Here is a 10,616-nt window from a genome sequence, read left to right as displayed (position 1 = left end):
CTAAAAAACAATAAAAAATAAAGAAAAAAAGAACTTTGTTTTTGCTTGAAATATCTTAGACTTTCTCGTATACTTTAATCATACTAAACATACTGGGAGGTTTTAAAAGTGGAACAAATGATCTATTTGGGAATTTTCGGTGGTATTATAGCACTATTCGCGGCATCTTTTTACTCCAAGAAAGTTCAAAGCTATGAGATTAATATTCCGAGAGTAGCTGAAATCACAGATGCAATTAGAGAAGGCGCAATGGCATTTCTTTCGGCGGAATATAAAATTTTAATTTGGTTTGTTGCAGCGGTAGCGGTTTTACTTGGAGTATTTTTATCTCCAATGGTAGCATTAACTTTCGTAATAGGGGCATTAACATCAGCTTTAGCAGGAAACATCGGTATGAGAATAGCAACAAAAGCTAATGGAAGAACATCAATTGCAGCAAAAGAGGGTGGATTGGCAAAGGCCCTAGATGTAGCTTTTGCTGGTGGAGCAGTTATGGGGCTTTCAGTTGTTGGACTTGGAATGTTGGGTTTAACAATATTAATTTTGGTATTTAATTGGGATGTAAGTATAATAACAGGATTTGGTATGGGAGCTTCTTCAATCGCATTATTTGCAAGAGTTGGAGGAGGAATCTACACTAAAGCGGCCGACGTAGGAGCTGACTTGGTAGGGAAAGTTGAGGCTGGAATTCCAGAGGATGATCCTAGAAATCCAGCAACAATAGCGGATAACGTAGGAGATAACGTAGGTGACGTGGCTGGAATGGGAGCGGATCTATTTGAATCTTATGTGGGATCAATAATAGCGACATTGGCAATTGGTGCGGCAATGGAAACAAGAGAGTACCTATTGGCACCAGTGATGATATCAGCATTTGGAATAATAGCATCAATATTGGCAACATTGACAGTAAAAACTGAAAAGCCAGATGAAGTTTATCATAAGTTGGAAAATGGTACTAGAATAGCAGGTATATTATCAATTGTTGCCTCTTTTGGAGTAATAAAGTACCTTAATTTACCTATGGGAGTATTTTGGGCAATTGTGGCAGGATTAGTGGCAGGATTAGTGATAGCTTACTTTACAGGACTGTATACAGATACTGGGAAAAAGGCTGTTAATAGAATATCTGATGCGGCAAAAACTGGTCCAGCTACAACGATTATAGAGGGATTAGCTGTAGGAATGGAGTCTACAGTGGCACCTATGATAATAATATCAATAGCAATAATAGTGGCATATAAGTTTGCTGGACTATATGGAATATCAATAGCGGCGGTTGGAATGTTATCAACAACAGGAATGGTAGTTGCTGTAGATGCCTATGGACCTGTTGCTGATAATGCTGGAGGAATTGCTGAAATGGCAGAGTTACCTCATGAGGTTAGAGAGTGTACAGATAAATTAGATGCAGTTGGAAATTCAACAGCAGCTGTTGGAAAAGGGTTTGCAATAGGGTCTGCAGCTTTGACTGCATTATCATTATTTGCGGCATATAAGGAATCTATTCAAAAACTATCTGGAGCAGAATTTGTTCTAGATATAATAAATCCAGATGTAATAGTGGGAATATTTATAGGTGGAATGCTGACATTCTTGTTCTCAGCTTTGACAATGACTGCAGTTGGTAAAGCGGCTATGGAGATGGTTGAAGAGGTAAGAAGACAGTTTAGAGAGATTCCAGGAATCATGGAAAAGACAACAAAACCAGACTATAAAAGATGTGTAGAGATATCGACTCACTCTTCATTGAGAGAGATGTTAATCCCTGGAATTTTAGCTGTATTAGCTCCAGTAGTTGTGGGATTATGGTCTCCAGAAGCTCTTGGTGGACTACTTGCCGGAGCTCTAGTGACAGGTATATTAATGGCAATAATGATGGCCAATGCCGGTGGGGCATGGGATAATGCTAAAAAACAGATTGAAGCTGGTTATAAGGGTGATGGAAAGGGATCAGAAAGACATAAAGCAGCAGTGGTGGGAGATACAGTTGGAGATCCATTTAAGGATACATCTGGACCATCTTTAAATATTCTAATCAAGTTAATGAGTATCGTTTCGTTAGTTTTGGTACCACTTTTTGTTTAAAATTAAGTCCTAGTTTAAACTGGGACTTTTTTATTTAAAATAAAAAGGAAAAAGTCTGAAAAATAAGAAGAACAAGAGGAGATATTTCGTAAAAGTAACTAAAAATAAAAGTGCTTATAAAAAAGTGGGAATAATAGAGTCAAAAAAAGGTAAAAAATAGATATTTAACTTTCTTGACTTTAACTAGTATATTAGATAGAATTTGAATACAAAATGCAGGGATGTAAAAAATTAAAATATAGATTAAAAACTCATTATAGGAGGGAACTATGAAAAAAACAAAAATAGTGTGTACAATAGGGCCAAAAACAGAATCAGTTGAGGTATTATCACAGTTATTAGAAGCTGGAATGAATGTTATGAGAATGAACTTCTCTCATGGAAGCCATGAGGAGCATGGGCAAAGAATAGTTAACTTAAAACAAGCGATTGCAAACACAGGAATTAATGCTGCTGTTTTATTGGATACTAAAGGACCAGAGATAAGAACAATTAAGCTAGTAGGAGGAAACGATGTTTCTTTAGTAGCTGGACAAAAGTTCACTATAACTACAGATGAGACAGTTATTGGAGATTCAACAAGAGTTGCTGTAACTTATAAAGGATTAACAGAGGACTTAAAAGCTGGAAACATAGTTTTAATCGATGATGGATTAATTGAAATGGAAGTTGAAGAGGTTGTTGGAAACGAAGTTAGATGTATTGTAAAAAATAACGGAGACTTAGGAGAGAACAAAGGAGTTAACTTACCAAATGTTTCAGTTCAATTACCAGCTTTATCACCAAAAGATATTGGAGATTTAAAGTTCGGATGTGAGCAAAATGTAGATTTCGTAGCGGCATCATTTATCAGAAAAGCTGATGATGTAAGAGCTGTTAGAGAAGTTTTAGATGCTAATGGTGGAGAAAAAATAAAAATAATCTCTAAAATAGAAAATCAAGAGGGATTAGATAATTTTGATGAGATTTTAGAGTTATCTGATGGTATAATGGTAGCTAGAGGAGATCTAGGAGTAGAGATCCCTGTAGAAGAGGTTCCATTTGCACAAAAGATGATGGTAGAAAAATGTAACTTAGCAGGGAAAGTAGTAATAACAGCTACACAGATGCTAGATTCAATGATAAAGAACCCAAGACCAACTAGAGCGGAAGCAACAGACGTAACTAACGCAATATTAGATGGTACAGATGCAATAATGCTATCTGGAGAAACAGCAAAAGGAAAATACCCAATTGAAGCTGTAACAGTAATGAGAAAAATAGCTGAAAAAACAGATCCTTTAGTAGCTTTCGAAATAGAAAATGAAGAGGGAGTAACTATAACTGAAGCTATGGCTAGAGGTACAGTAGATGTAGCAGAAGCATTAGGAGCTAAATTAATCGTATCAGGAACTGCATCAGGAAGATCGGCAACAGCTTTAAGAAGATATTTCCCAGAAGCATTCATATTAGCGATAACAAACAATGAGAAAACATACAATCAAATGATATTAACAAGAGGAGTAATCCCTTGTTTAGATACAACAGCTAAGAATTTAGAGGAGTTCTACGTTTTAGCAGAAGCAAAAGCTTTAGCATTAGGACTTGTTAAATCAGGAGATATAATAGTTGCATCATGTGGAGAAGAGGTATTCAAAGCAGGAACAAGTAACTCAATGAAAGTTATTAAAGTAAAATAAACATTACATAAATTTTGAGACTTAATTTTAAAATATAAACTTTTAAAAAATTCTAAGGAGGATTTAAAGAAATGACTAGAATAGTTGAAGTTAAAGGAAGAGAAATTCTTGATTCAAGAGGAAACCCAACAGTTGAGGTTGACGTAATATTAGAGTGTGGAGCTATGGGAAGAGCTGCAGTTCCATCTGGAGCATCTACAGGAGCTTACGAAGCAGTAGAATTAAGAGATGAGGATAAATCTAGATACTTAGGAAAAGGTGTTTTAAAGGCAGTAAACTATGTAAACACTGAAATAAAAGAGTTAGTAATCGGTATGGATGCAACTAATCAAGTAGCAATTGATAAAGCTATGATCGAATTAGATGGAACTCCAAACAAAGATAGATTAGGAGCAAACGCTATATTAGGTGTTTCTCTAGCAGTAGCTAAAGCGGCAGCAGAAGCTTTAGGACAACCTCTATACAAATACTTAGGAGGAGTTAACGCTAAAGAGTTACCTTTACCTATGATGAACATATTAAATGGAGGAAGCCATGCTGACTCAGCAGTAGACGTTCAAGAGTTTATGATCCAACCAGTTGGAGCTAAAACATTTGCTGAAGCTATGAGAATGGGATGTGAAATATTCCACCACTTAGGAAAAATCTTAAAAGCTAATGGAGATTCAACAAACGTTGGAAATGAGGGTGGATATGCACCAGCTAAAATCAACGGAACAGAGGGAGCTTTAGAAATTATATGTCAAGCTGTTAAAGCAGCAGGATATGAGTTAGGAACTGATATTACATTCGCTTTAGACGCAGCTGCAACTGAGTTCTGTGTTGAGAAAGAGGATGGATCATTTGAGTACCACTTCAAGAGAGAGGGTGGAGTAGTAAGAACTACTGAAGAAATGATCGAGTGGTATGCTGAATTATGTGAGAAATATCCAATTAAATCTATCGAAGATGGATTAGGAGAAAATGACTGGGCTGGATTCCAAATGTTAACTGCAAAAGTTGGAAAGAAAGTTCAAATCGTTGGAGACGACTTATTCGTTACTAACACTGAGAGATTAGCAAGAGGAATCGAAATGAAAGCTGCTAATTCAATCTTAATTAAATTAAACCAAATCGGTACTTTAACTGAGACTTTAGATGCAATTGAAATGGCTAAGAGAGCAAACATGACTGCTGTAATATCTCACAGATCTGGAGAGACTGAAGATGCTACAATAGCTGATATCGCTGTTGCAACAAACGCAGGTCAAATTAAAACTGGATCAACTTCAAGAACTGATAGAATGGCTAAATACAACCAATTATTAAGAATTGAAGAGGAATTAGGATCAGTTGCTCAATTCAACGGAATCGAAGTATTCTACAATACAACAAAGTAATTAACTGATTTTATATAAAGAGAGACTTTAGGTCTCTCTTTTTTATTAAACCTTTAAAAATAGGGGGCTTTGTGTTACAATAGAAATAAAATTAAATTATGGAGGAAATAAAAATGTCAAATGTTTTTGAAGTTTTAAAAGATCGTGGATACATAAAACAAATGACTCACGAAGAGGAGATAAAAGAGTTACTAGAAAAAGAGAGAGTAACTTTTTATATAGGTTTTGATCCAACAGCAGATAGCTTACATGTAGGGCACTTCATAGCGATGATGTTCATGTCTCATATGCAACAGCATGGACATAGACCTATTGCATTGATCGGAGGAGGAACTGCTCAAATTGGAGACCCTAGTGGAAGAACCGATATGAGACAGATGATGACAGATGAGATTATAGCTCACAATGTGGCTTCTATAAAAAAACAGATGGAAAAATTTATAGATTTTACTGATGATAAGGCATTATTAGTTAATAATGCTGATTGGTTAAGAGGATTGAACTATATAGATTTTATAAGAGATATTGGATCACAGTTTTCTGTAAATAGAATGTTAGCAGCAGAGTGTTTTAAGTCTAGAATGGAAAATGGTGGACTATCATTTTTAGAGTTTAACTACATGTTAATGCAAGGATATGACTTTTTAGTTTTAAATAGAAAATTTGGATGTACTATGCAATTAGGTGGAGATGACCAGTGGTCTAACATGATTGCAGGAGTAGATTTAATTAGAAAGAAAGATAAAAAGCAAGGTTATGCAATGACTTGTACTTTACTTACAAATAGTGAAGGAAAAAAGATGGGAAAAACTGCTAAAGGGGCTCTATGGTTAGATCCAGAAAAGACAACTCCCTATGAGTTTTACCAATACTGGAGAAATTTACCAGATGCAGATGTGGCACAACCATTGGCATTATTAACATTTTTACCGATGGATGAAGTTAGAAGACTTTCATCACTAGAGGGAGCAGAAATAAACGAGGCTAAAAAAGTTTTAGCTTATGAAGTGACAAAAATAGTCCATGGAGAAGAGGAAGCTGAAAAAGCTAAACAAGCCTCTGAAGCTCTATTTGGTCAAGGTGGACTTGATTTAACAAATGTACCAACTTCAGAGGTAACAGAGGAAGTTTTAGGGACAGGTGTGGTTGATTTAATGGTTGAATTAGGGCTATTAAAGACTAAGAGTGAAGGAAGAAGATTAGTTCAACAAAATGGTCTAACTATAAATGATGAGAAGGTAACAGATTTTGCTATGGAGATAACAAAAGAGTTATTTATAGATGGAGCTATGATGATAAAACAAGGAAAGAAAAAATACAATAGGGTTGTTATAAAGTAGTGATAGTAATTAGAGAGACTACGACGGATGACATAGAAAATATATATAACCATCTGAATTTAAACTATGTAAAAAAATATTGTAAAAGCGATGAGGATGAGCAAAAAAAAAATCATGAAAGATGGTATAGATTTTTAATAAGTTCTTCCAAGTATGCAATGTTTACTGTCGAAGATTTAAAGGGAACTTTCTTGGGAAATGTAAAATTTCAACTGGATGAAGATTTTGAAGGTGCAGAGATTTCCTTGTATTTAGCTGAATGTATAAGAGGGAAAGGGTATTCTACAACAATTGTAAATGCAAGTATAGATGAACTTCGTTTTAAATATCAAAATTTAAAATATGTTGTAGCATATATTTTGGAGGAGAACGATAGATCCATTCTATGTTTTAAAAAGGCTGGATTTCAATTTAAAGGTCAAATAGAACATGGTGGTATTGATTATTTTTTATATATGAAAGTTTTTGAGTGATGGAGGGAATTTTGAGAAAAAAAGAGAGAGCTTTAAAAGTTATAGAGATTCTACAAAATAAATTTGGGCATCCCAAATGTGCCTTAAACTACACCACTCCTTTTGAACTATTAGTAGCGGTAATACTGTCAGCTCAATGTACAGATGTGAGGGTAAATATTGTGACTGAGAAGATGTTTAAAAGTGTAAATACTCCTCAGCAATTTGCCTCTATGCCAATAGAAGAGATAGAAGAACTGATAAAAAGTACAGGTTTTTATAGAAATAAAGCTAAAAACATAAAGTTGTGTAGTCAGCAACTGATTCAAAATTACAATGGCGAAGTTCCTAAAGAGATGGATGAATTAACTGGACTTGCTGGAGTGGGTCGTAAAACCGCCAATGTGGTAAGAGGAGAGATTTGGCGATTGGCAGATGGAATAACGGTGGACACCCATGTAAAAAGATTGACAAATTTAATTGGATTAGTAAAAGAGGAAGATGTATTAAAGATAGAGAAAGAGTTGATGAAAATAATACCAAAAGAGTATTGGATAGATTTTTCTCACTATTTAATTTTGCAGGGTAGAGATAAGTGTATTGCAAGAAGGCCAAAATGTTTGGAATGTGAAATAAAACTCTATTGTAAGCATGGTGAAAAGATATAGAAAAAGTATATAAAAAAAGTTTTTAATTGTTGACATATGTGGTAAAGAATGTTATTATCTAAATATAAGAATATAATGATAACTTAAGGAGACGATAACTATGAGAGTTTATCTGGATAACAATGCTACTACAAAAATGGACCCTAAAGTACTAGAAGCTATGATGCCTTTTTTAACAGAGGAATATGGAAATGCATTTAGTATGCACCTTTTTGGAAAGGAAACGGGATTAGCTGTTTCAGAAGCAAGAGAAAAAATTGCAACTTTATTAAAAGTTAAACCAGAAGAGATTATATTTACAGCTTCAGGAACTGAATCAGATAACATTGCAGTTAGAGGAGTAGCTAAAGCATATAAAAACAGAGGAAATCATATAATAACAAGTTCAATAGAGCATCCAGCTATAAAGAATACTTTTAAAGATTTAGAGCAGGATGGGTATAGAATAACATTTATACCAGTTGATGAAAACGGAGTTATAGATGTAAAAAAATTAGAGGAAGCGGTGACACCTGAAACAATACTGATATCAGTGATGCATGCTAACAATGAAGTAGGAACAATTGAACCTATAAAAGAGATATCTGAAATAGCTAAAAAGAACAGAGTTTTACTACATGTGGATGGTGTTCAAAGTGTAGGTAAGATACCGGTTTATCCTAAAGAGTTAGGTGCTGATCTATTGACATTTTCAGGGCATAAATTTCATGGACCTAAAGGAATAGCTGGTCTTTATATCAGACAGGGTGTAAGAGTAGCTAGAACAATAACTGGTGGAGGACAGGAGAAAAAACTGAGACCTGGAACAACTAATACACCAGCTGTTGTAGGGATGGCTAAAGCTTTAGAGATGGCCTGCGAAAATATGGATGCTGAAATAAAAAGGGAGCAAGAGTTAAGAGATTACTTTGAGAGTGAGATACTTAATAGAATCCCTGAGGTAGTTATAAATGCAAAATCAGTGGAAAGACTTCCAGGAACATCTAGTGTAACTTTCAAATATTTAGAGGGAGAGTCGATACTGCTATCACTAAGTTATTTAGGAATAGCTGTAAGTTCTGGATCTGCTTGCTCCTCTGATGAGTTACAAGCCTCTCATGTTTTATTAGGAATGGGAATTGAACCAGAATTTGCTCATGGAACAATAAGATTTAGTCTTGGTAAATACAATACAAAAGAAGAGATTGATTATACAGTTGAGCAAGTTGTAAAAGTTGTAGAAAAATTAAGAATGTTATCCCCTTTATGGAATGAATATAAAAAATAAAACAATTGAAAACTAAGGAGAAAATTATGCAATATTCAGAAAAAGTAATGGATCATTTTATGAACCCAAGAAATGTTGGAACAATGGAGAATCCTGATGGTTACGGTAAAGTTGGAAACCCATCTTGCGGAGATATCATGGAGATATTTTTAAAAATAGATAACGATATAATAACAGATGTTAAATTTAGAACTTTTGGATGTGCATCAGCAATAGCAACATCATCAGTGTCAACAGAGATGGTTCTAGGTAAGAATATACATGAAGCTCTAGAGATTACAAATAAGGTTGTAGCAGAGGCTTTAGGTGGATTACCAGCGACTAAAATGCACTGTTCGGTGTTGGCAGAGGAAGCCTTAAAAGAAGCTATTGAAGACTACTTGGCTAAAAAACAAAAATAATGTATAATATTTAGGAACTGCAGTTATGTGGTTCCTAAATTTTTTATTTGGAGGAAGAAGCTATGAAAAAACTGGTTGTAATTTTCGTATTAATCGCATCAACAATATCTTTTTCAAAGAGCACTCAGAGTAAAACAGTAAAAGATAACATTCCGGATTACAGAGCTTATATATTGGGTGATGATAAGGGAAACATATTTTATCAGGAAAATGCAACACATATGTATCCATTGGCTTCTGTAACTAAGGTTATGACAATATTAGTAACCTTGGACGAAATAAGAAAAGGAAATATAAGTATGTATGATGAAGTACCTGTGGATTGGGAGATTTTAAGTGCAGGTGGAAGTTCTATTCCCATGGAGAGTGGGGAGAAAATAATGGTAATAGATCTATTGAAATCAGCTGCTATAAAATCAGCAAATAATGCTGCGTACGCTTTAGCTAAGCACTCTGGAAAGGGGAGTATCCCCAGATTTATAGATATGATGAATGCAAAGGCAAAAAGTTTAGGATTGGAAAATGAGTTAGAGTTCCACACACCTGCTGGGCTACCAGACCATATGACCAGAAAAAAATTGGATATGGGATCGGCACATGGTATATATGTACTATCCATGGAAGCATTAAAATATCCTGAATATATAGCTATTGCAAGACAAAAAACTGCTGAAATAAAAAATGGAGGCTATAGATTAAAAAGTACAATTCATCTTTTGGGAAAAGAGGGAATCTATGGTTTAAAAACGGGATATCATACAAAATCTAGATTTAATATAACAGTTTTAAGTGATAAAGATAATGCAAATATAGTCACTGTTGTAATGGGAGGAAAATCTCCTAAAATAAGAGACAATAAAATTTTAGAATTAAATAAAATATTTCATGAAAATTATAAAAATAAAGATATTATAAAAAAAGATGTACCAATTATTTCTATACCTTTGACAGGAGGATATATTTATGAAGTAAAAACTTATGGTACAAAATCTTTCTCTAAAATTGTAAAAAAAGATGCGGATATCTCCATAGTAACAGAGAGAGAAAAAAAGTTAGTAGCCCCTATAAAAGCTGGGACAGTGGTGGGTAGCTATAAGGTGTTAGTAAATGGTGAAGTGGTATTTAAAGACAATTTAATTGTTAAAAGAGATATAGAGAAAAAGAAACTTATGGATAAAATAATGGATATTTTTTAAAAAAATAAAAAAAGTTATTGACTTAGTTTAAAATTTATGATACTATAATTTTTGTCAGCGGGAAACACCGCCGACAAGAATTGTAGAAAAGGACATTAACAACCGAATAGAGAAAATAGTCAGAAGTTATGAAAATAACAAATGCC

At 34.2% G+C, this 10,616-nt stretch carries 9 protein-coding genes; all 9 read left to right on the top strand.

From position 1 onward, the window contains the following. Positions 1–117 precede the first annotated feature (117 nt). Positions 118–2,088 (top strand): sodium-translocating pyrophosphatase, encoded by a 1,971-nt coding sequence (locus ACMOUI_RS12200; RefSeq protein ID WP_418965966.1) that lies wholly within the window; start codon positions 118–120, stop codon positions 2,086–2,088. Positions 2,089–2,357: 269 nt separating this feature from the next. Continuing rightward, entirely contained in the window at positions 2,358–3,767 is a 1,410-nt protein-coding gene (pykF, locus tag ACMOUI_RS12195; protein WP_418965965.1) for a pyruvate kinase PykF, read from the top strand. Positions 3,768–3,838: 71 nt separating this feature from the next. Then, positions 3,839–5,146, top strand: a complete 1,308-nt coding sequence (eno, locus tag ACMOUI_RS12190) for a phosphopyruvate hydratase (RefSeq protein WP_418965964.1) — start codon at positions 3,839–3,841, stop codon at positions 5,144–5,146. A gap of 113 nt (positions 5,147–5,259) precedes the next feature. Continuing rightward, the gene (gene tyrS / locus ACMOUI_RS12185; RefSeq protein WP_418965963.1) at positions 5,260–6,486 is read left to right on the top strand and encodes a tyrosine--tRNA ligase; all 1,227 of its coding nucleotides are present in this window, start codon (positions 5,260–5,262) and stop codon (positions 6,484–6,486) included. Next, a complete protein-coding gene (locus ACMOUI_RS12180) occupies positions 6,486–6,959 on the top strand; it encodes a GNAT family N-acetyltransferase (RefSeq protein ID WP_418965962.1) in 474 nt (157 codons plus the stop codon). Before tyrS ends, ACMOUI_RS12180 begins: the two co-directional genes overlap by 1 nt. 11 nt (positions 6,960–6,970) lie before the next feature. After that, entirely contained in the window at positions 6,971–7,606 is a 636-nt protein-coding gene (gene nth, locus ACMOUI_RS12175; RefSeq protein WP_418965961.1) for an endonuclease III, read from the top strand. Positions 7,607–7,706: 100 nt separating this feature from the next. Beyond that, on the top strand, positions 7,707–8,873 hold the full coding sequence (locus ACMOUI_RS12170; protein WP_418965960.1) for a cysteine desulfurase family protein: 1,167 nt from the start codon (positions 7,707–7,709) through the stop codon (positions 8,871–8,873). A gap of 26 nt (positions 8,874–8,899) precedes the next feature. Beyond that, positions 8,900–9,274, top strand: coding sequence for a Fe-S cluster assembly scaffold protein NifU (gene nifU, locus ACMOUI_RS12165; RefSeq protein WP_418965959.1), 375 nt, complete (start codon positions 8,900–8,902; stop codon positions 9,272–9,274). A 62-nt stretch (positions 9,275–9,336) separates the two neighbouring features. Further along, complete coding sequence (locus tag ACMOUI_RS12160) at positions 9,337–10,470, top strand: D-alanyl-D-alanine carboxypeptidase family protein (protein WP_418965958.1); 1,134 nt, start codon at positions 9,337–9,339, stop codon at positions 10,468–10,470. Positions 10,471–10,616: the final 146 nt, after the last annotated feature.

The organism is Cetobacterium sp., assembly GCF_048470075.1.
In the GTDB taxonomy this organism is placed as follows: domain Bacteria; phylum Fusobacteriota; class Fusobacteriia; order Fusobacteriales; family Fusobacteriaceae; genus Cetobacterium_A.
This window is presented reverse-complemented; position numbering and strand designations above follow the sequence as displayed.